21 protein-coding genes are annotated in these 18,693 nt (G+C 71.3%); 13 read left to right on the top strand and 8 right to left on the bottom strand.

Annotation, left to right across the window (positions count from 1 at the left end; genetic code table 11):
• The first annotated feature begins 96 nt into the window (after positions 1-96).
• From DJ021_RS10310 to DJ021_RS10285, 6 genes are all read left to right on the top strand, one after another.
• The gene (locus tag DJ021_RS10310) at positions 97-675 is read left to right on the top strand and encodes a YqaA family protein (protein WP_111457461.1); all 579 of its coding nucleotides are present in this window, start codon (positions 97-99) and stop codon (positions 673-675) included.
• A 28-nt stretch (positions 676-703) separates the two neighbouring features.
• A complete protein-coding gene (locus DJ021_RS10305) occupies positions 704-1,222 on the top strand; it encodes a disulfide bond formation protein B (protein ID WP_111457460.1) in 519 nt (172 codons plus the stop codon).
• Positions 1,219-1,782, top strand: a complete 564-nt coding sequence (locus DJ021_RS10300) for a demethoxyubiquinone hydroxylase family protein (RefSeq protein WP_111457459.1) — start codon at positions 1,219-1,221, stop codon at positions 1,780-1,782. The genes DJ021_RS10305 and DJ021_RS10300 overlap by 4 nt, the downstream gene beginning before the upstream one ends.
• Positions 1,779-2,420 (top strand): GNAT family N-acetyltransferase, encoded by a 642-nt coding sequence (locus DJ021_RS10295; RefSeq protein ID WP_111457458.1) that lies wholly within the window; start codon positions 1,779-1,781, stop codon positions 2,418-2,420. Before DJ021_RS10300 ends, DJ021_RS10295 begins: the two co-directional genes overlap by 4 nt.
• 194 nt (positions 2,421-2,614) lie before the next feature.
• Positions 2,615-2,899: a hypothetical protein gene (locus DJ021_RS10290; RefSeq protein WP_111457457.1), complete on the top strand. Its 285-nt coding sequence runs from the start codon at positions 2,615-2,617 to the stop codon at positions 2,897-2,899.
• A gap of 86 nt (positions 2,900-2,985) precedes the next feature.
• Positions 2,986-3,492: a DUF1993 domain-containing protein gene (locus tag DJ021_RS10285; RefSeq protein WP_111457456.1), complete on the top strand. Its 507-nt coding sequence runs from the start codon at positions 2,986-2,988 to the stop codon at positions 3,490-3,492.
• A 28-nt stretch (positions 3,493-3,520) separates the two neighbouring features.
• On the opposite strand, the gene DJ021_RS10280 is transcribed toward DJ021_RS10285, so the two are convergent.
• Complete coding sequence (locus tag DJ021_RS10280) at positions 3,521-4,324, bottom strand: methyltransferase (protein ID WP_165837176.1); 804 nt, start codon at positions 4,322-4,324, stop codon at positions 3,521-3,523.
• Between the two features lie 106 nt (positions 4,325-4,430).
• Entirely contained in the window at positions 4,431-4,991 is a 561-nt protein-coding gene (locus DJ021_RS10275; protein ID WP_111457454.1) for an HNH endonuclease, read from the bottom strand.
• A 781-nt stretch (positions 4,992-5,772) separates the two neighbouring features.
• Here DJ021_RS10275 and DJ021_RS10270 point away from each other — a divergent pair.
• Positions 5,773-6,402 carry a TetR/AcrR family transcriptional regulator gene (locus tag DJ021_RS10270; RefSeq protein ID WP_111457453.1) on the top strand — a complete coding sequence of 210 codons (630 nt, stop codon included), beginning with the start codon at positions 5,773-5,775 and terminating at the stop codon, positions 6,400-6,402.
• 9 nt (positions 6,403-6,411) lie between these two features.
• Positions 6,412-7,266, top strand: coding sequence for a tRNA glutamyl-Q(34) synthetase GluQRS (gene gluQRS, locus DJ021_RS10265; protein ID WP_111457452.1), 855 nt, complete (start codon positions 6,412-6,414; stop codon positions 7,264-7,266).
• Positions 7,267-7,278: 12 nt separating this feature from the next.
• Here the strand turns inward: gluQRS and DJ021_RS10260 are convergent, their stop codons facing one another.
• From DJ021_RS10260 to DJ021_RS10245, 4 genes are all read right to left on the bottom strand, one after another.
• The gene (locus DJ021_RS10260; RefSeq protein ID WP_111457451.1) at positions 7,279-8,715 is read right to left on the bottom strand and encodes a protein adenylyltransferase SelO; all 1,437 of its coding nucleotides are present in this window, start codon (positions 8,713-8,715) and stop codon (positions 7,279-7,281) included.
• 39 nt (positions 8,716-8,754) lie between these two features.
• Positions 8,755-9,555, bottom strand: coding sequence for an SDR family NAD(P)-dependent oxidoreductase (locus DJ021_RS10255; protein WP_111457450.1), 801 nt, complete (start codon positions 9,553-9,555; stop codon positions 8,755-8,757).
• Between the two features lie 2 nt (positions 9,556-9,557).
• Positions 9,558-10,124 carry a carboxymuconolactone decarboxylase family protein gene (locus tag DJ021_RS10250; protein ID WP_111457449.1) on the bottom strand — a complete coding sequence of 189 codons (567 nt, stop codon included), beginning with the start codon at positions 10,122-10,124 and terminating at the stop codon, positions 9,558-9,560.
• An 83-nt stretch (positions 10,125-10,207) separates the two neighbouring features.
• The gene (locus DJ021_RS10245) at positions 10,208-10,732 is read right to left on the bottom strand and encodes a hypothetical protein (protein WP_111457448.1); all 525 of its coding nucleotides are present in this window, start codon (positions 10,730-10,732) and stop codon (positions 10,208-10,210) included.
• 296 nt (positions 10,733-11,028) lie between these two features.
• Here DJ021_RS10245 and DJ021_RS10240 point away from each other — a divergent pair, with 296 nt between their 5' ends.
• The 3 genes from DJ021_RS10240 to nhaA all read left to right on the top strand — a co-directional run bounded on the left by DJ021_RS10240 (position 11,029) and on the right by nhaA (position 15,151).
• Positions 11,029-12,120: an FIST signal transduction protein gene (locus DJ021_RS10240; protein WP_207801803.1), complete on the top strand. Its 1,092-nt coding sequence runs from the start codon at positions 11,029-11,031 to the stop codon at positions 12,118-12,120.
• Between the two features lie 302 nt (positions 12,121-12,422).
• Complete coding sequence (locus DJ021_RS10235; protein ID WP_133254982.1) at positions 12,423-13,919, top strand: ATP-binding protein; 1,497 nt, start codon at positions 12,423-12,425, stop codon at positions 13,917-13,919.
• Positions 13,920-13,969: 50 nt separating this feature from the next.
• Positions 13,970-15,151, top strand: a complete 1,182-nt coding sequence (nhaA, locus tag DJ021_RS10230) for a Na+/H+ antiporter NhaA (RefSeq protein WP_111457446.1) — start codon at positions 13,970-13,972, stop codon at positions 15,149-15,151.
• On the opposite strand, the gene DJ021_RS10225 is transcribed toward nhaA, so the two are convergent.
• Together DJ021_RS10225 and DJ021_RS10220 are read right to left on the bottom strand one after the other, a co-directional pair.
• Positions 15,148-16,089, bottom strand: a complete 942-nt coding sequence (locus DJ021_RS10225; RefSeq protein ID WP_111457445.1) for an alpha/beta hydrolase — start codon at positions 16,087-16,089, stop codon at positions 15,148-15,150. The genes nhaA and DJ021_RS10225 overlap by 4 nt on opposite strands.
• A gap of 80 nt (positions 16,090-16,169) precedes the next feature.
• A complete protein-coding gene (locus DJ021_RS10220) occupies positions 16,170-17,606 on the bottom strand; it encodes an aldehyde dehydrogenase family protein (RefSeq protein WP_111457444.1) in 1,437 nt (478 codons plus the stop codon).
• 182 nt (positions 17,607-17,788) lie between these two features.
• Between DJ021_RS10220 and DJ021_RS18885 the strand changes: the two genes are divergently transcribed.
• Both DJ021_RS18885 and DJ021_RS10215 read left to right on the top strand, forming a co-directional pair.
• Complete coding sequence (locus tag DJ021_RS18885; RefSeq protein ID WP_165837175.1) at positions 17,789-17,926, top strand: hypothetical protein; 138 nt, start codon at positions 17,789-17,791, stop codon at positions 17,924-17,926.
• Between the two features lie 20 nt (positions 17,927-17,946).
• Positions 17,947-18,684: an SDR family oxidoreductase gene (locus tag DJ021_RS10215; RefSeq protein WP_111457443.1), complete on the top strand. Its 738-nt coding sequence runs from the start codon at positions 17,947-17,949 to the stop codon at positions 18,682-18,684.
• Positions 18,685-18,693 lie beyond the last annotated feature (9 nt).

Raw genomic sequence — 18,693 nt, 5'->3', positions numbered from 1 at the left:
GCGCCCCGCGGCGATCAACCCCAGTCTGCGGTCGCCGGAAGACAAGCGCCGTCACGCCTGCTAGCTCAACGCCTGACGCCTCATCCTGGACCATCCATGCTTCGCAAAGTCTACGACTGGGTCATGAACCTGGCCGGGTCGCGGCACGCGCCCGCAGCCCTCGCGGTGATCTCCTTCGCGGAGAGCTCGTTCTTCCCGATCCCGCCCGACGTGATGCTGGCGCCGATGGTGCTGGCCAAGCCGCAGCGGGCCTTCCTGTACGCCGGGATCTGCACCGCCGCCTCGGTGATCGGCGGCATGCTGGGCTACGCCATCGGCGTCTTCCTGGAGCCGGTCGGCCACCAGATCCTGGCCTTCTTCGGCCATCCGCAGGGCGCCGCGGAGTTCCACGCCTGGTTCGCGCAGTACGGCCTGTGGATCATCCTGATCAAGGGCCTGACGCCGATCCCCTACAAGCTGGTGACGATCACCGCCGGCCTGGCGCGCTTCGACCTCCTGACCTTCGTCTGGGCCTCGATCGTGACCCGCGGCGCGCGCTTCTTCCTCACCGCCACCCTGCTGAAATACTTCGGCCCGGCGATCCGCGAGGAGGTGGAACGCCGGCTGGCGCTCTACACGGTCATCGGCGTCGTGGCGCTGGTCGGCGTGGTCGTCGCGCTGAAGGTCTTTGGCTGAGCCCGCATTTGGGATCATATCGCCCGCAATGAGCGATTTCCTTCGCCCCTTCCTCGACCGCTGGCGGCTTTGCGCGCTGGTGATCTCCGCCGGCATGCTGGCGATCGCCCACGCGTTCGAGACCTTCGGCGGGCTGGCTCCCTGCACGCTCTGCCTGCGGCAACGGGAGGTCTACTGGGTGGCCGCGGCCCTGTCGGCCGGGTTCATGGTCATCGTGCGGCTGCCCGGCGGCCCGCGCTGGCGCGCCGCCACCTGCTGGATTCTGGCGCTGGTGTTCCTGACCGGCGCCGGCGTCGCCGCCTACCACGCCGGCGCGGAGTGGAAGTTCTGGCCCGGCCCGACCACCTGCTCGGGGTCGGGAGCCGGGGCGGTGAGCGCCAGCGCCCTCAACGAACTGATGAACGGGGCGAAGATCCGCCCGCCGGCCTGCGACCAGGCCGCCTGGGTGTTCGGCGGCCTCTCCATGGCCGGCTGGAACGCCGTCGCCTCGCTGGTGTTCGCCGGCCTCAGCGTCGCCGCGGCCCTGCGCGAAAGGTCCAAGCTATGAGCGACAAGCCGATCCCGCCGCGCCCGGGGCGAGGCGCCATGGCGGCCAGGCTCGCGGAGATCCTGCGGGTCGACCATGCCGGCGAACTGGGCGCAGTCTCCATCTACCGCGGCCAACGGGCGGTGCTCGGCGCGGCGCCTCGGCACGAGCGGATCGCCGGCCAGCTGGCCGAGATGGAGGCGCATGAAGCCGAGCACCTGGCCCGCTTCGACCGCCTGCTCACCGAACGCCGCGTGCGGCCGACCGCGCTGACGCCGGTCTGGCGGCTGGCCGGGTTCGCGCTCGGCGCCGGCACGGCGCTGCTGGGCGACAAGGCCGCGCATGCCTGCACCGAGGCCGTCGAAACGGTGATCGAGGAACACTACGCCGGCCAGGTGGCGGAGATCTCCGAGCGCGAGCCGGAGCTGGCCGCCGAGCTCGCCCGCTTCCGCGAGGAAGAGCTGGCCCACCGCGACCTCGCCGTCGAGGAGGGCGCGCGCCAGGCGCCGGGCTACGGCCTGCTGGCCGCGGTCATCCGCACCGGCTGCCGCGCGGCCATCAAGATCAGCGAGAAGCTATGAGCGAGCCCGGCGCCGAGGACATCCGGCGGGCCGCCGAAACCCCGGTCGTCGCCGCCGAGCACGAGCTCGACGCCGCCGCGGCGGACCTCTCGGCGGCCTTCGCCGACTACCCGATGTTCGACTGGTTCATGCGCCCCGACGCCGGCCGGCACGCGGCGCGGGAGAAACTGTTCCGGCTGATGCTGCGCGAGATCGCCTTCCCGGTGGGCGCCATCCAGCGGCCGGCCACCGGCGGCGCGGCGGCGGTGTGGATCCCCTCGGAGAAGCTCGGCCCCAACCCGCTCTGGCAGGAGCTGCGCGCCGTGCCGACCCTGCTGGGCGCCACCGGGCTGGCGCGCTTCGGGCGGCTGGTCGCCATGCGCGAGGCGATGGACCGCACCCATCCGATGGACCGGCCGCACGCCTACCTGTGGCTGCTCGGCGTGCATCCCCGCGCCCAGGGCCTGGGCGTCGGCTCGCGGCTGCTGGCGGCGGGCCTGGCGAAGGTCGACGCCGAGGGCCGCGCGGCCTTCCTGGAGACCTCCACCGAGTCCAACGTCGCGCTCTACCGCCGCCACGGCTTCGAGGTGACGAGCGAGTATTTCATCCGCCCCGGCTCGCCGCCGACCTGGACCATGTGGCGCGAGCCGCGCGCTTAGCCGCGACGTCCGTCCACAGCTTGCAGCCTCCTCCGCGGCCGAGCCGCGTCGACAGCCGGCGCGGAATCGCGCCCATCCTCCCCCTCAAACCGGCCGCAGCGACCACGCCCGGTTGAGCCTTTCCGTCAGCGCACCCTCCGCGGAGTCGCGCAAGCCCTGGAGTTCTGCTTTTGTTCTACTCACGGAGGCGGATCATGGCGGACGGCGCATCTCATCAGACGATCGGCGCGGCGCTGGGCGCGCCGAGGCTCAACCAGGCGCTGGCGGCGCGCAGCAGCCTGTGGGCGGTGTGCCGCTGCGGGCGCGAGGCCTCCGTCGACCCCGGCCCCTGGTTCGCCCAGGGCCTGGCGCGGCACAGCGTCGAGCACCTGGAGTCGCGGCTGCGGTGCCTGTGCGGCGCGCGGCGGGTGCCGCTCGAGATCCGCGGCCTGGCCGAAGCCCCGCACGGCGTCACCGGCGGGATCTACGTCTTCCGCTGAGCCCTAGGCGGCGGGCGAAGCGTCACCATATGGGGAGGACGACCGGCCGCGCCGGTCCGTGCTCCCCTTTTCAGACAAGGATCTCCATGTCGCTTTCCATGCACCAAGCTTCCGTGCCCGTGTTCGTGCGGATGCTGAACAACCTCTCGGCCATCCTGAAGACGGCGGAGGCGCACGCCGAAGCGAAGAAGATCGAGCCCTCGGTGCTGATCAATGACCGGCTGGCCCCGGACATGCTCCCGCTGTCGCGCCAGATCCAGATCGCCACCGACGGCGCCAAGGGCTGCGTCGCCCGGCTCGCCGGCATCGAGGTCCCGAGCTATCCCGACACCGAGGCCACCTTCGCCGAGCTGCAGGAGCGTCTGGCCAAGACCATCGCCTTCCTGAACAGCGTCCCGGCCGACAAGATCGACGGCAGCGAAGACCGCACCATCACCCTGAAGGTCGGCGGCAAGGACCTGAACTTCCCGGGCAGCGCCTTCCTGCTGAATTTCGCGACGCCGAACTTCTACTTCCACGTCACCGCCACCTACCTGATCCTGCGCCACAACGGCGTGCAGCTCGGCAAGATGGACTACCTCGGCGCCGCCTGAGGCCGTCGGAGCAGGCCGGGGGCGGATCTCAGCGCGCCCTCGGCCGCATCACCAGCCACGGCGTGGGCTGAACGCGCCACTCCCACACCGCCAGAAGCTGGTCGAGGTGGGACAGGGTCTGCAGCCACGGCGGCAGGTCGAAGACCTTGGGTTGCTGGTCGACGCGCACGATGTCGTGGGTCGCGGAGAAGCGCTCCATCATCGCGGCGAGGGTTCCGGGCCGGTACAGGTCGTGGGTCTCGACGATCAGGCTCATGTCCGCCAGGGCGGGGCTCAGCGCCGGCTGCAGGACGTCCAGTTCGGCGCCCTCCGCATCCATCAGCACCAGGACGCGGCGTCCGGCGAAGGCCTCGAAGTCCTGCGGTTCGAACGCCCCGCCGATCACCACCCGGTCGGCGACGCCGTTGCGCGCGGCCAGGGCGGCGCAGGCTTCCCGGGCCGCCGGATCGATGTCGTGCGCGTGGACCGTCACCTGCGGCATCATCCGGGCGAGACCGACGGCGTAATAGCCTTCGGCGCAGCCCACATCGACGACGCAGTCCAGGTCGGCGGCGGCGAACGCGGCGAGATAGGGATGCAGCTCGGATTCGTAGGTGCCCAAGAGCCTCGGTATCAGGGCGCCCTCGGTGGCGGCGCTGACGTACTGCATGCCGCGGAACGGGCCGCCGTAGATCGTCGCGCCCTGATGCTTCAGATAGGTGTTGGCCAGCATCTGCGAGCGCCACTGGCCCAGCAACCGCAGCACCCTCAGCAGATGCCCCGGCTCGGGTTCGGCGGGCCACGCCTGCACCCACTGGCGCATCATCCGGGCGACGTCGGTCGTCAGGCTCATGGGAGCCTCCTCGAACCAACCGTCGCCTAAGCGCATGCCTGGCGCAATGCGCGTCCAGGCCACCTCCGGCGCCGGGCGGGGACTCGGCCGCGCCTGCGGGCCGTCCTCAGGCCTCCAGTTCGATGTCCCAGTAGAGGTAGTCGAGCCAGCTTTCGTGCAGGTGGTGCGGCGGGAAGCGGCGGCCGTGGTCCAGCAGCTCGTGGGCGGTGGGCCGGCGCGGCTTGTGGCGCGGATGCATGCCGGCCTCGTGCGGCGTGCGGCCGCCCTTGGTCAGGTTGCAGCGCGCGCAGGCGGTGACGATGTTTTCCCAGGTGGTCCGCCCGCCGCGCGAGCGCGGGATCACGTGGTCGAAGGTCAGCTCCTCCGAGGCCGTGCAGTACTGGCAGGTGAAGGTGTCGCGCAGGAAGAGGTTGAAGCGGGTGAAGGCCGGGGGCCGGTCCTGGGTCACGTAGTGCTTCAGCGATACGACGCTGGGCAGCTTCATCTCGAAGGAGGGGGAGTGGACCGCCTGGTCGTAGGTCGAGACCACGTCGACCCGGTCCAGGAACACGGCCTTGATGACTTCCTGCCAAGGCCAGAGCGACAGGGGGTAGTAGCTGAGCGGCCGGAAGTCGGCGTTCAGCACCAGGCAGGGGAAGCCGGACGGCGGGCGGCTAAGCACCTGCATCGGCGGACCTCCCGCGGCGCGGAGCCGCGCCTATGGCGTACGCTTGTGGACTGAAGACGAAGCCCTCGTTCCCGGACGCGCCAACGTCTGACCGTCCGCGTCCCGAGGTCCGGAACGGTCCCGCTGCGAGGACCAATATAGGAAAGATTCGGAGACAGCTCCATGACGTAAGCCAACGCCTCGCCCGGTTTTCTCACGGGCGAGGCTCAGCGGCGATCCACCCTTCAGGCGCCGACGATCGCGGTGGCGCCGGCCAGCGTCAGGCCGAGCGCGACGATCAGGTAGGACGACAGGGTGTCGAGCATGCGGTTCATTTGGACGGACATTTTGGTTTCCTTTTCGCGTGAGCGGCCCGGGTGATCCGAAGCCGCCGTCCAACAGGACACCAGTTGGATAGCACGCATCTAAGCGGCGTATAGATAATCATTTACGCTGTACTGTTATGCGTTTCCGCATCGACGCCGGCGGCTGTGGCGCACACGAAAAAGGGCCCCGCTGAGGGGGCCCTTCCGTCTCGACCGGTGACGGGGAGATCAGCCGCCGATGGTCGCCACCGCGGCGGCGGCGGTGAAGCCGAGCACCAGGATGAGGGCCGGCGCGGCCCGGTCGAGGAAACGTTCGAAGCGGGAGAAACCTGCGAGGGACATGACACACACCTTTCAGTTGGGAACCTCCGGGGGAGCGGAGGGCTTTTGTTATCTGAACGATGCTTAAATAGCACCGATCTAAGCGGCGTCAAGATATCTTTACGGCGTCCAGATAGAGTTTTAGAGTGCCCCCGATGAGAGAATCTCAAGCCGCCGAAGCCCGCCCCTATCACCACGGCGATCTGAGCCGCGCCCTGGTCGACGCGGCGCGCCGGCTGCTGGAGTCCGACGGCCCGAGCGCCCTGTCGCTCCGCGCCGTGGCCCGCGAGGCCGGCGTCAGCCCGGCCGCGCCCTATCACCACTTCAAGGACAAGGGCGAACTGCTCGACGCCGTCGCCCACGAGGGCTGGCAGATACTCGACCACGCCATGGCCGAGGCCAAGGCGCAGGCCGATCCGCACGACGCCCTGCTCTCGCTCGGCGTGGCCTACGTCTGCTTCGCGCGGGAAAACCCGGCGCTCTACCGGGTGATGTACGACGCCGCGCGCGACAAGGCCGACCTGCCGATGCAGATGGGCCACGGCGACGAGGACACCCCCTACTGCAAGGTGCGCAACACCATGGTCGAGGCGGGCGCCGACCCGACCGACGAGATCGACCTGGAGCTGGCGACCACCGCCGCCTGGTGCGCCGCCCACGGCTTGGCCGAGATGGCCGGCTTCAAGCAGTTCGAGCACCTGAAGGATGCGGTCGGCGGCGAAAAGGCCTTCCTGCGCGCGGTGCTCAGCCACATGGGACTGTTGCCCCGGCCCCACGCCCGCTAGTCAGCAGGGGTGGCCGCCCCCTTCGTCACCCGCTTCGCCCCCTCGCCGACCGGTTTCCTGCACCGCGGCCACGCCTTCTCGGCGCTCACCGCCTTCCAGGCCGCGCGTCGGGCCGGCGGCCGCTTCCTGCTGCGCATCGAGGACATCGACCGCACCCGCTGCCGGCCCGAGCACGAGGCCGCCCTCCTCGAGGACCTGGCCTGGCTCGGCCTCAGCTGGGAAACGCCGGTGCGCCGCCAATCCGAGCACATGGCGGACTACGGCCGCGCGCTCCGCGACCTGGCCGAGCGCGGCCTGCTCTACCGCTGCTTCCGCACCCGCCGCGAGATCGCCGAGGAGATCGAGCGCGCGCCGCACGGCGCCATGGAGGTGTTCCGCGGCCAGCCCTTGCCACCCGAGGAAGAGGCCCGGCGGCTCCAGGCCGGCGACGCCTACGCCTGGCGGCTGTCGCTGGAAGCGGCCGAGCGGACGCTGGGCGGCTTCGCGGCGCTGCGCTTCGTCGAGGAGGGCGAGGGGCCGAGCGGCGAACACGGCGAGGTCCGGGCCCGGCCGGAGCTCGGCGGCGACGTAGTGCTGGCGCGCAAGGACGTCGGCGTCGCCTATCACCTGGCGGTGGTGGTCGACGACGCCCTGCAGGGGGTGAGCCATGTGATCCGCGGCCAGGACCTGTTCGAGGCCGCCCACGTCCAGCGCCTGCTGCAGGGCCTGCTCGCCCTGCCGACGCCGGTCTATCGACATCACCGGCTGCTCACCGGTCCGGACGGCCGGCGGTTCGCTAAGCGCGACCGGGCGGAAACGCTGCGCGACCTGCGCGCCCGGGGCGTCACAGCCGCGGACCTGCGGCGGGAGATGGGGTTCCGCTGACGCCGCTAAGGCTCAGGTTCCGGCGACGCCCTGGGCCGGCAGGCCCCAGGCCGCGCGGGCCTCCTCCAGCGCTGCCAGCTTGGCGTGGAAGGCCGACCAGTCGTCGGCCTGCGCGATGGCCGCCCAGATGGCCTCGATCTCGTCGTAGAGCAGCTCCTCCGGCTCCGGACGCGCGAACCAGGGATCGGCCAGCCGCTCCGGCCGGTCGGGGTCGTAGTCGGCCAGCCGGGCGCGGAACTCCTCGAACGAAGGCTCGGCGTAGAGCGCGCCGCGCGGCCCGGCGAGCGCGCGGGCTTCCGAGCCGGTGAACCAGTCGAAGAAGAACGGCTCCCAGCGCAGCCGCTCGCCGCCCTCGGCCAGGGCGCGGAACGCCGACTGCACCAGCGCCGCGTCCGCCTCCTCGCCGCGGGAGCGCACGCCCAGCCGGTCCAGCATCGCGGCCACCAGCTCGCGCCGATAGGCCGGCCCGAAGCCGTTCAACGCCTCGACCAGCGGCTCGGTCTCCGCCGTCAGGCTGAGGCAGCCGGCCAGCTGCTGCAGGTTCCAGAACACCGCCTCCGGCTGGCGGCCGAAGGCGTAGAGGCCGGCGTGGTCGAAATAGGCCGCGGTGAAGTTCGGGTTGGAGTGCGGCAGGAACCGGTAGGGGCCGTAGTCGAAGCTCTCGCCGGTCAGGCTCATGTTGTCGGTGTTGAGCACCCCGTGCACGAAGCCCGCGGCCATCCATCGCGCGGCCAGCCGGGCGCTCCGCTCGACCACCACCTGCAGCATCGCCACCGGCCGGTCGTTCGCCCCTTTCAGCTCGGGATAGTAGTTGGCGATCACGTGGTCGGTCAGTTCGCCGATCCGGTCGCCGCGCTCGAAGAAGGCGTGGCGCTGGAAGGTGCCGAAGCGCACGTGGCTGTGCGACAGCCGCGTCAGCACGGCCGAGCGCGTCGGGCTGGGCTCGTCGCCGCGCACCAGCGCCTCCCCGGTCTCCACCAGCGAGAACGAGCGGGAGCTCGGCACGCCCAGCGCTTCCAGCATGGCCGTCGCCAGCACCTCCCGCACCCCGCCCTTCAGCGTCAGCCGGCCGTCGCCAGAGCGCGACCAGGGCGTCTGGCCCGAGCCCTTGGTGCCGAGGTCCAGCAGCCGGTCCGTCCCGGCCTCGCGGAGCTGGGCGAAGATGAAGCCGCGGCCGTCGCCGAGCTCGGGGTTGTAAACCCGGAACTGGTGGCCGTGGTAGCGCTGCGCCAGCGGCGGATCGAGGTTGTCCGGCAGCGGCTGGAAGCGCCCGAAGTGGGCGATCCACTCCGCGTCGGTCAGGGTGTCCAGCCCGACGGTCGCCGCGGCCCGGTCGTTGCGGAAGCGCAGGATCGTCTGCGGGAAGTCCGCCGCCCGGACGGGATCGGCGAACTCCGGGCCCAGCGCCTGGAACTTCGGGTCGGGGCGATAGGCGGCGGAGACGGGCATCGGTCCCACATGGGCCGCCGGACCTTCGCCGGCAACTGCTTAGCCGATGCGGCTGGACATCCCGCCGTCCACCGGCAGCACCACCCCGGTGACGAACTGCGCCTCGTCCGAGGCCAGGTAGAGGGCCGCATAGGCGGTGTCCCAGGCCGTGCCCATCCGCCCGCGCAGGGGCACGCGGGCGTTGCGGCCTTCGCGCACCTGCGCCTGGCTCTGGCCGCTGGCTTCGGCGATCCCGGCCACCGCCATCGGAGTGTCCATCAGCCCCGGCATGATGGCGTTGCAGCGGACGCCGTAGCGGGCGTTCGACTGGGCGACGCTGGTGGTCAGCCGGTTCACCCCGGCCTTGGAGACCTCGTAGGCCAGCTGGATCCCGCCGGCGATGCCGGCCAGGGAGGAGATGTTGACGATCGCCCCGCCGCCCTGCTCGCGCATCAGCGGGATGGCGGCGCGGGTGGTCAGCCACAGGCCCTTGAGGTTGACCGCCAGGATGCGGTCGAAGGCCGCCTCCTCCAGCTTGTGGGCCGGCGCGTCGCCGGCGCCGATGCCGACGTTGTTGACCAGGATGTCGAGCCGACCCCAGCGCGCTTTCGCGGCGGCGACGACGGCGGCGCAGTCGGCGGGCTGGACGATGTCGGCCTGCAGGGCTGCGGCGCGGCCGCCCTCCTGTTCGATCATCGCCGCGGTCTCCGCCGCGCGCTCCCCCACCCGGTCCACGCACAGCACCTCGGCGCCTTCGCGCGCGAACAGCAGCGCCATGGCCCGGCCGTTGCCGAGGGTGTCGCCCGGCGTCTGGCCGGCGCCCACCACCACCGCCGTCTTGCCGTCCAGCCGGCCGGCCATCCTCAGAACCCCTTCAGGTCGGGATCGAGGACCTGGCCTGCGTCGAGCTGCACGCCGAAGGTGTTCAGCATCATCGAGACCTGGGTGTACTGGCCGGCGGTGAACACCACGTCCATGCGCTGCTTCTCGTCGAAATGCGCCGACAGCGCCGCCCAGGTGGCGTCGGTGATGAACTGGTCGCGATGCAGCTCGTCCGCCGCGCGGATCAGGGCCGCGTCGGCCGGGCTCCAGCCGGCGTCGGGGCCGGCCTTCAGGCGCTGGACCTCGTCCTCGTTCAGGCCGGCGCGCAGGCCGATCCCCACGTGCTGGGTCCACTCGTAGCCGGAGCGGCAGAGGTAGCCGGTGCGCAGGATGACGATCTCCCGCTCGCGGGCGCCGAGCCCGTTGCGGCGCGACAGGATGTAGTTGCCCCAGCCCAGGAAGCCCTTCATCGCCTTGGGCTCGCGCGCCAGGGTGCGGAAGATGTTGAGCACCGGCCCCCGCTCGGCCATCGGCCGCAGGATCTCCGCCTGGTCGGCGGTGAGGTCCTTGTCCTCCACCGGCGAGATCCGCGCCTTGCTGAGCCTCATCGTGTCCTCCGCTGTTCCGCCGGTCTGATTGCCGACGTCAGGCCTCAGCCTAGCGGAATTTTCCCCCGCGGCGACCGCGGGTCTCAGCGATGCAGCAGCTGAACGACCAGCGCGCCCACCACCAGGCCGACGACGAACAGGGCGGAGCGCAGGGCCGGCTCCGGCAGCCAGCCGCGGCGGGGACCGCCCCGGCGCCGGGCCTTGCCGAGCTGCCTGAAATGCGCGTCCGCTATGGCCAGCAGGCGGGCCTTCAGCGCCGGCGCCTCCTCGGCCAGCAACGGCTTCCAGGGCGCGTTCTCGTGGCCGCCGCTCCCGAGCCGCATGCCGGCGTCCACCGCGTGGCCGATGCGGCTCTTCAAGGCCACCTCCCAGCGTTCGTTCGGCAGGATCGGGCGGTTGATGGCGCCGTCGTAGCTGGCCAGCGCCGCGGCCACCGCCGGCCCCACCTCCTCCTCGATCGCCTCGGCCACGGTGTAGGCGAAGCGGCGTGCGCCCAGCGCCTGCAGGTTCTCGGCCTTGGCCTTCTCCTTGGCCAGCCGCTCGGACACCGCCTGCTCGCAGTCGGTGAAGATCGCCGCGAGCGTGGCCTCGAAGCCGGAGGCGCTCAACGCGCCGCCTCGCCCGGACGCCGAACCTGCCAAATTCCCATGTGATTCAACCCCGTGGAGACACCAGGAGCGTGTGTCGCGCCGGGGGACACGTCAACCGCGCATCGAGAGGCGGCCGGGGACCTTCACATTTGTTGGGACCTGCGCGGAACCTTCGCCAGCGAATGACGTTCGCTACGCGGTCGGCGGAGCCCGGCGCGAGCTACAAAAAGCTTTGAGGGGCCAAGTTGAAAACCGCCGTTGCAGCGACCCGAGCGACCGATTCCGCGGCCGCGGGAAAAGACCTGGGCGAACAGGTGCGGCAAACCCTGGGACGAGCGCCGGCCGCGATCATACTGTTCGCGGCCCCGCATTACGATCACAAAACCCTGCTTGGGGCCCTGCGCGAGAGCTGCGACGGCTGCGTCGTGGTCGGCGCCTCGTCGGCCGGCGAGTTCACGAACGAGTTGCAGGGCGACGGCCTGGCCTGCGTGCTGGCGCTCGGGAACGACGGCGCGGAGTTCCGGGCCGTGGTCGGCCGGGGGGTCCAGGCCGATCCCGAAGGCGCGGCGCGCCAGCTCGCCGCCGGGCTCACCGGCCTGTCGGACCTGCGGCCGGTGAACCGCGCCGCCCTGGTGATGACCGACGCCCTTGCCGGCCACGCCGACATCCTGGTCGACGAACTGACCCTGGCGACCGCCGGCCAGTACCGCTTCTTCGGCGGCGGCGCCGGCGACAACGCCCAGTTCCAGCGGACCACGGTGTTCTGCGGCGACGAGGTGCTCACCGACGCCGTCGTCGCGCTGGAGATCCTCTCCGACAAGCCGATCGGTGTCGGCGTCAGCCACGGCTGGGAGCCGGCGTCGGCGGCGTTTCGCGTCACCGACGCCGACGGCATGCGCCTGATCGGCCTGAATGGCCTGCCGGCGGTGGAGGCCTTGCAGGCCCATGCCGAGGAAACCGGCCAGACCCTCGAGACGTCGGCGCCGATCCCCTTCTTCCTGCACAACATCCTCGGCATCGAGACCCCGGCCGGCCACCGCCTGCGGGTGCCGCTGGCGGTGGAAGCCGACGGCTCGGTGCTCTGCGCCGCGGAAGTGCCCGTGGGCTCGGTGGTGCGTGTGATGCGCAGCAGTCACGAGTCCACCGTCGAGGCGGCCCAACTGGCCACCGATGCGGCGCTGGCGGCGCTTGGCGGCCATCGGCCGGGTGCGGCGCTGTTCTTCGATTGCGTGGCCACCCGGCTGCGGATGGGCGAGGGGTTCGGCAGCGAGGTCGCCGCCGTGAAGGCGCGCCTTGGCGGGATCGACCTGGCGGGCTGCAACACCCACGGCCAGATCGCGCGGGCGGAGGGCCAGTTCCAGGGGTTCCACAACTGCACCGCCGTGGTCTGCGTGCTGCCGGAGTAGAGCCGCTGGACCTCGACAACCACTCGGAGCTGGTCCGGGCGTTCGCCGACCGGGCCGACCGCTGGCGCGCGGCAGGCGCGCTGGCCGCGGAGGTCGGCGCGGAGGCCCTGCTGCTGTTCGTCCGCGATCCGGACGTCGGGGCTCCGCGTCCCGGGCCGGGCTTTCCGCAGACCCTGCCGGGCGGTCCGACCTGGCGCGCCTTCCTCGCCGCCTGCGCCCGGCCGGGGGAGTTCCGGCTCGACCTGGCGTGGCCCGACCGCGACAGCCTCACGCCGGCCCGCGCCTTTGTCCGGGAAGACGGCATGGTCGCCGCGCTGATCGGGGGCGCGCCCCGGGTGACCGCCCTGGAGTTGGCCCAGGCCCTGCCGTTGGTCTTCGCGCTTCTGCGGTCCGAGACCGAAGCGCTGGCGGCGGCCGGGCTCACGCAGGCCGCGCAGAGCGCCACCGCCCGGGCGACTGTCCTTGCCGCGGCGCTGGACCAGGCCCGCGGACAGGTCGGCGCCCACGCCGCGGCGCTTCAGGGCGCGCTCGCCGAATCCGCCCGTCTGAACGCCGAGCTTCGGACCCTCAACGAGACGCTCGAGATGCGTGTCGCCGAGGAAGTCGCCGAACGCGCCAAGGCCGAGGACGCCCTTCGTCAGGCGCAGAAGCTCGAGGCCATCGGCCAGCTCACCGGCGGCGTCGCCCACGACTTCAACAACCTCCTGACCGTCATCATGGGCGGGCTGGAGACCATCAGCCGCCAACTGGAGACGCTGCCCGATCTGCCGGCGCTCGCCCGGGTGCGGCGCTCGCGCGACATGGCCTTCCAGGCCTCCCAGCGGGCGGCCACCCTGACGGCCCGGCTGCTGGCCTTCTCGCGCCGGCAGGCGCTGGACCCCAAGCCCATCGACGCCAACCGGCTGACGACCGGACTGGCGGATATCCTGCAGCGGACGCTCGGCGAGCAGGTCCGCCTGGAGACGGTGGCGACGCCCGGGCTCTGGATGACGCTCGCCGATCCCGCCGAGCTGGAGAGCGCCCTGGTCAACCTGGCGGTCAATGCGCGCGACGCCATGCTCGATGGCGGCCGGCTGACCATCGAGACCAGCAACGTCTACCTCGACGAGGCCTATGTGGCCGCCGTGCCCGAGCCGGTTCCGGTGGGCCAGTACGTGATGATCGCGGTGACGGACACCGGCTGCGGCATGGCTCCGGAGACCCTGGCGCAGGTGTTCGAGCCGTTCTTCACGACCAAGCCCGCCGGCAAGGGCACGGGCCTTGGTCTGAGCCAGGTCTACGGCTTCGTCCGGCAGAGCGGCGGCTACGTCCGGGTTTATTCCGAGGTCGGCGAAGGCACGACGGTGAAGATCTACCTGCCGCGCCTGCTGGCCGATCGCCCGGAGGCCGCGGCGGAGCCGGGCCCGGCCGAGGCGGTGGACGGGGGCCATGAGACCATCCTGGTGGTGGAGGATCACGAGGACCTGCGGGCCTATTCCACCGCCGTCCTGCGGGACCTCGGCTACCACGTGCTGGAGGCCCAGAACGGCCGCGCCGCGCTGGAGGCGCTGCAGATGTCCCGCCATGTCGACCTGCTGTTCACCGACGTGGTCCTGCCGGACGGGATGGACGGCCGCCGGCTCGCCGACGAGGCGCGCAAACAGCGGCCAGGGCTGAAGGTGCTCTACACCACCGGCTACACGCGCAACGCCATCGTCCACAACGGCCGGCTCGATCCCGGCGTGCAGCTGGTCTCCAAGCCGTTCACCTACCAGGGGCTGGCCAGCAAGGTCCGCCGCATCCTCGACGACGCCGTCTGAGGCGGTCGGAAACCGTCGATCCGGCTCCGCTTGCGTGCTAACCGGGCCCCATGGCCCGGCGCATCACCCTCGATTTCCTGCGGACAGAGGCGGCGTCGGGCGTGATCCTCGCCGCGGCCGCGGTGGTGGCGATCGGGCTCGCCAACTCGCCCTGGTCCGGCGGCTATTTCCGCTTCATCGAGGCGCCCTTCACCATCCACATCGGCGCCTTCGACGAGACCCTGTCGGTGCTCGACTGGGTCAAGGAAGGGCTGATGGCGATCTTCTTCTTCGTCGTCGGCCTGGAGATCAAATACGAGATCCTGCGCGGCGAGCTGGCCAATCCGCGACGCCTGGCGCTGCCGATCGTGGCGGCGCTCGGCGGGATGGTGGTCCCCGCGCTCGTCTACCTGGCCTTCAACCTCGGCGAAGGCGGCGCGCCCTACGGCTGGCCGACGCCGCTGGCCACCGACATCGCCTTCGCCATCGCCGCCCTGGCGGTGGTCAGCCGGCGGCTGCCGCCGACCCTGCGGGTCTTCCTGCTGACCCTGGCCATCGTCGACGACCTGGGCGCGGTGGCGGTGATCGGCCTGGTGTTCACCTCGCAGGTGAAGCTGGCGGCGGTGGGCGGCGCGCTGGTGTCGCTGGCGCTGATGGCCCTGCTCGGCCGCTGGCGGCGCGCGCCCTACCTATTCTACGCCGCCGGCTTCCTGCTGGTCTGGGCCTTCACCCTGAAGTCCGGCGTCTCGACCTCGCTGGCCGGGGTGGCCGCCGCCTTCACCGTGCCGATGGAGCCGCGCAAGCCCCACCGGCCGGGCGTGCTCGAGGACTTCATGGAGAGCCTGCACCCCTATGTGGCCTTCCTGATCCTGCCGCTGTTCGCCTTCTCGGCGGCCGGCTTCTCCTTCGCAGGGCTGACGGCGGGGGCGATCTTCGGGCCGGTCGCCGTCGGCACGGCGCTCGGCCTGTTCGTCGGCAAGCAGCTGGGCGTGTTCGGCGCGACGGCGGCGATCGTCGGCCTGAAGCTGGCGCGCCGGCCCACCGGCGCGAAGTGGATCGAGCTCTACGGCGTCTCCCTGCTCTGCGGCATCGGCTTCACCATGAGCCTGTTCATCGGCGCCCTCGCCTTCCCCGGGGACGAGGCCAGCGCCCAGGTGCGCGTGGGCGTGGTGGTCGGCTCGCTGCTGTCGACCATCGCCGGGATCGCGGTGCTGAGCTGGTCCGGCGCCCGGCGGGGCCGCGAGGCGGCTTAGGCGAGCGCCGCCTTCAGCGCCGCGGCCGTCTCCTGCGCCGCGGCCACGACCGCCGGCGAGACGTCGGCCATGATGTAGAAGTCGTGCACCAGGCTCGGGTACTCCACGTGCCGGGCGTCGACTCCGGCGGCGCGCAGCCGCTCGGCGTAGTCGCGGCCTTCGTCCTTCAGCGGGTCGTGGCCGGCGGTGACCACAAGGGCCGGCGGCGCCCTCGCCACGTCGCGCGTCGCCAGGAAGGCGCGGTGCGCCTGCGGGTGCCCGGCCGCCGCCAGCAGCTTGTCGAACCAGGCCAGCGCCTCCCGGGTCAGCACCGGCCCGTCCAGCGCCTTGCGCGAGGCGGTCTCCACCTGCGGCCAGATGCCCGGATAGAGCAGCAGCTGGAAGGCGATCTTCCGCTGCGGGTCGTCCTTCAGGTCGAGCGCCACCGAGGCCGCGAGGTTGCCGCCCGCGGAGTCGCCGCCGACCGCGGTGCGCTTGGGATCGAAGCCGATCTCCGACGCGTGGTCGAAGGCCCATCTGACGGCGGCCAGCGCGTCGTCGTGGCCGGCCGGGAACGGATGCTCGGGCGCCAGCCGGTAGTCCACCGCCAGCACCCGGCAGCCCGACCAGGCCGCCAGTCGCCGGCAGTGGCCGTCGTGGGTCTCCAGGTCGCCGATCACGAAGCCGCCGCCATGGAAATAGACCAGCCCGCCCGACGGCGTCGGCGCACCGGCCGGGACGTAGAGCCGCGCCGCGATCTCGCCGCCCGCGCCGGGGAGGGTCAGGTCGCGGGTCTCCACGTCCTTCGGGGCGTTCTGGTCCTGCGCCTGCCGCTGCACGCGGTAGCCGGCCCGCACCATCTCCGGCGGCAGGGCGTCCAGCGGCGGCATCGGCTCGCCCTGCATCGCCCTGGCCTGCATCTCGAGCATGGTTTCGAAGTCGGGGTCGATCGCGCTCATGGCCGGTTCTCTCTGGGTCTCGATACGAAAAAAGGGGCCGCCCTGCGGCGACCCCTTCGACGTCACTCACGCTGGGCGGACTACTCCGCGGCCTGCTTCGGCGCGTAGCCGAGGATGGCCTTGGTCTCCAGGAACTCGTGGAAGGCGAAGTCGCCCCACTCGCGCCCGTTGCCGCTCATCTTGTAGCCGCCGAACGGCGCGCTCATGTCGGCGGCGCCGTTGATCGACACCTGGCCGGCGCGCAGCCGCGAGGCGATCTCGCGGGCCTTGGCGAGGTCGGCGCCGTTCACGTAGCCGGCCAGGCCGTACTCCGTGTCGTTGCCGATCTGCACCGCCTGGTCGACCGTCTCGTAGCCGAGGATCGACAGCACCGGGCCGAAGATCTCTTCCTTGGCGATGGTCATGTCGTTGGTGACGTTGGCGAACACCGTCGGCTTCACGAACCAGCCCTTGTCGAGGCCTTCCGGCCGGTCGGGACCGCCGGTGACGAGGGTGGCGCCTTCCTCGATGCCCTTCTTGATCAGGGTCTGGATCTTGTCCCACTGCAGCTTGGAGACCACCGGGCCCATGGTGGCGTTGCCGTTGGGATCGCCGACCGTGATCTGCTCGGCGGCTTCCTTGGCCGCGGCGATCGCCTCGCCCATCCGCTTGGTGGGGACGAGCATCCGGGTCGGGGCGTTACAGGACTGGCCGGAGTTGGTCATCATGTGGCCGACGCCGCGGGCGACGCTCTTCGACAGCACCTCGTCGTCGAGCACGATGTTCGGGCTCTTGCCGCCCAGCTCCTGGTGGACGCGCTTGACGGTCGGGGCGGCGTTCTTGGCCACCTCGATGCCGGCGCGGGTGGAGCCGGTGAACGACACCATGTCCACGTCGGGGTGCGACGAGAGCGGCACGCCCACGCCCAGGCCGTCGCCGTGCACCAGGTTGAACACGCCGGCCGGCACGCCGGCCGCATGCATGATCTCGGCGAAGATCTGGCCGGAGAACGGCGCCACTTCCGACGGCTTCAGCACCATGGTGCAGCCGGTGGCGATGGCCGGGGCCACCTTGCAGGTGATCTGGTTGAGCGGCCAGTTCCAGGGGGTGATGAAGCTGCAGACGCCGATCGGCTCCTTGACGATCATCGTCTGGCCGCGGTCGTCCTCGAACTTGAAGTCCTTCAGGATGTGGGCGGCGGTGGCCAGGTGGCCCATGCCGGCCGGCACCTGGGCGCGTTGGGCCAGCGAGGCGGGGGCGCCCATCTCCTCGGTCACCGCGGTGGCGAGGTCGCCGAAGCGCTTCTGGTATTCCGCGAGGATCCGGCCGAGCACCTCCAGGCGCTCCTCACGGCTGGTGCGCGACCAGCTGTCGAACGCCTTGCGCGCGGCCTTCACGGCCTTGTCCACGTCGGCGGCGGAGCCGAGGGCGATCTTGCCGACCACTTCCTGCGTGGCCGGGTTCTCGACGTCGAGGGTCTTCAGCTCGACGGGATCGACCCATTGGCCATCGATGTAGAATTTGAGGTACTCGCGCATGACGTCCTCCTGGACCTTTCGGTTCCTGCCCGCCGGAGCTTTTCGCCCCGAGTTCAAACAAGCATTTTAGTGATCAACGGTAACTGGGGAAGCCCCCGTGGGAATTACAGTTGGTTGGCCGTCGGACGGCCCGCAAGTTGGGTGCGAACATTGCTCCCCACTTTCGCGGTTGGACAAGTCGGTTGCGGCCGCCGCATAGCCTGGGTAAAGCCGACGCATCGGATTTCCTGGAGCCGCCCATGCTCGGCATCGCCGCCATCGTCATCTTCATCGTCGTGTTCGGCGCGCTGAACTTCTTCGAGTTCGGCCGGCTCGACTGAGCTGATCGGGACCTCCCATCATGGCTAGCCGTGGCGCGGCGCTGGTCACCGGCGGCGCGCGGCGGATCGGCCGGGCGCTGGTGGTCGCGGCCGCCGACGCCGGCTACGACGTCGCCATCCATGTGCGCGGCGTCGACGACGACGCCGAAGGCGCGGCCGGCGATGTCCGCGCCCGCGGCCGCAAGGCCGCCATCCTCGCCTGCGACCTGCGCCGCGAAGCCACCACCGTCGCCCTGGTCGGCGAGGCGGAGGCCGAGCTCGGCCCCGTCACCCTGCTGGTCAACAACGCCAGCGTGTTCGACGAGGACGCCTTCGAGAGCCTGAACCGCGCCTCGTGGGACGCCCACATGGAGACCAACCTGCGCGCGCCCCTGGTGCTGTCGCAGGTGTTCGCCCGCCGGCTGCCGGCCGACCGCGACGGGCTGATCGTCAACATCCTCGACCAGCGGGTCTGGCGGCCGGCGCCGGCCTTCTTCTCCTATTCGCTCAGCAAGTCGGCGCTCTGGGACGCCACGCAGATGATGGCCCAGGCGCTGGCGCCGCGGATCCGGGTCAACGGCATCGGGCCGGGCCCCACCCTGCAGTCGGTGCACCAGGACGACGGGGATTTCGACGCCGAGGTCGCCGCCACCCTGATGGGCCGTGCGGTCCCGCCCGCCGAGATCGCCGCAGCGCTCAGCTACCTGATTGACGCGCCCTCGGTCACCGGCCAGATGATCGCCGTCGACGCCGGCCAGCACCTGGCCTGGCGCAGTTGAGGACCGGCC

It is taken from the genome of Phenylobacterium hankyongense, assembly GCF_003254505.1.
GTDB lineage: Bacteria > Pseudomonadota > Alphaproteobacteria > Caulobacterales > Caulobacteraceae > Phenylobacterium > Phenylobacterium hankyongense.
The sequence above is the reverse complement of the archived record's forward strand: the minus strand, read 5'-3'. Positions and strand labels throughout refer to the sequence as shown.

What these genes read in the sequence shown, in the direction of transcription:
- DJ021_RS10270 (WP_111457453.1), top strand. Translation starts at nt 5,773, where the DNA reads ATGAGAGAATCTCAAGCCGCCGAAGCCCGCCCCTATCACCACGGCGAT.
- DJ021_RS10290 (WP_111457457.1), top strand. Translation starts at nt 2,615, where the DNA reads ATGGCGGACGGCGCATCTCATCAGACGATCGGCGCGGCGCTGGGCGCG.
- DJ021_RS10275 (WP_111457454.1), bottom strand. Translation starts at nt 4,991, where the DNA reads ATGCAGGTGCTTAGCCGCCCGCCGTCCGGCTTCCCCTGCCTGGTGCTG.
- DJ021_RS10260 (WP_111457451.1), bottom strand. Translation starts at nt 8,715, where the DNA reads ATGCCCGTCTCCGCCGCCTATCGCCCCGACCCGAAGTTCCAGGCGCTG.
- DJ021_RS10255 (WP_111457450.1), bottom strand. Translation starts at nt 9,555, where the DNA reads ATGGCCGGCCGGCTGGACGGCAAGACGGCGGTGGTGGTGGGCGCCGGC.
- DJ021_RS10280 (WP_165837176.1), bottom strand. Translation starts at nt 4,324, where the DNA reads ATGAGCCTGACGACCGACGTCGCCCGGATGATGCGCCAGTGGGTGCAG.
- DJ021_RS10235 (WP_133254982.1), top strand. Translation starts at nt 12,423, where the DNA reads ATGGTCGCCGCGCTGATCGGGGGCGCGCCCCGGGTGACCGCCCTGGAG.
- DJ021_RS10285 (WP_111457456.1), top strand. Translation starts at nt 2,986, where the DNA reads ATGTCGCTTTCCATGCACCAAGCTTCCGTGCCCGTGTTCGTGCGGATG.
- DJ021_RS10250 (WP_111457449.1), bottom strand. Translation starts at nt 10,124, where the DNA reads ATGAGGCTCAGCAAGGCGCGGATCTCGCCGGTGGAGGACAAGGACCTC.
- DJ021_RS10215 (WP_111457443.1), top strand. Translation starts at nt 17,947, where the DNA reads ATGGCTAGCCGTGGCGCGGCGCTGGTCACCGGCGGCGCGCGGCGGATC.
- DJ021_RS10225 (WP_111457445.1), bottom strand. Translation starts at nt 16,089, where the DNA reads ATGAGCGCGATCGACCCCGACTTCGAAACCATGCTCGAGATGCAGGCC.
- DJ021_RS10220 (WP_111457444.1), bottom strand. Translation starts at nt 17,606, where the DNA reads ATGCGCGAGTACCTCAAATTCTACATCGATGGCCAATGGGTCGATCCC.
- DJ021_RS10310 (WP_111457461.1), top strand. Translation starts at nt 97, where the DNA reads ATGCTTCGCAAAGTCTACGACTGGGTCATGAACCTGGCCGGGTCGCGG.
- DJ021_RS10305 (WP_111457460.1), top strand. Translation starts at nt 704, where the DNA reads ATGAGCGATTTCCTTCGCCCCTTCCTCGACCGCTGGCGGCTTTGCGCG.
- nhaA (WP_111457446.1), top strand. Translation starts at nt 13,970, where the DNA reads ATGGCCCGGCGCATCACCCTCGATTTCCTGCGGACAGAGGCGGCGTCG.
- DJ021_RS10300 (WP_111457459.1), top strand. Translation starts at nt 1,219, where the DNA reads ATGAGCGACAAGCCGATCCCGCCGCGCCCGGGGCGAGGCGCCATGGCG.
- DJ021_RS10295 (WP_111457458.1), top strand. Translation starts at nt 1,779, where the DNA reads ATGAGCGAGCCCGGCGCCGAGGACATCCGGCGGGCCGCCGAAACCCCG.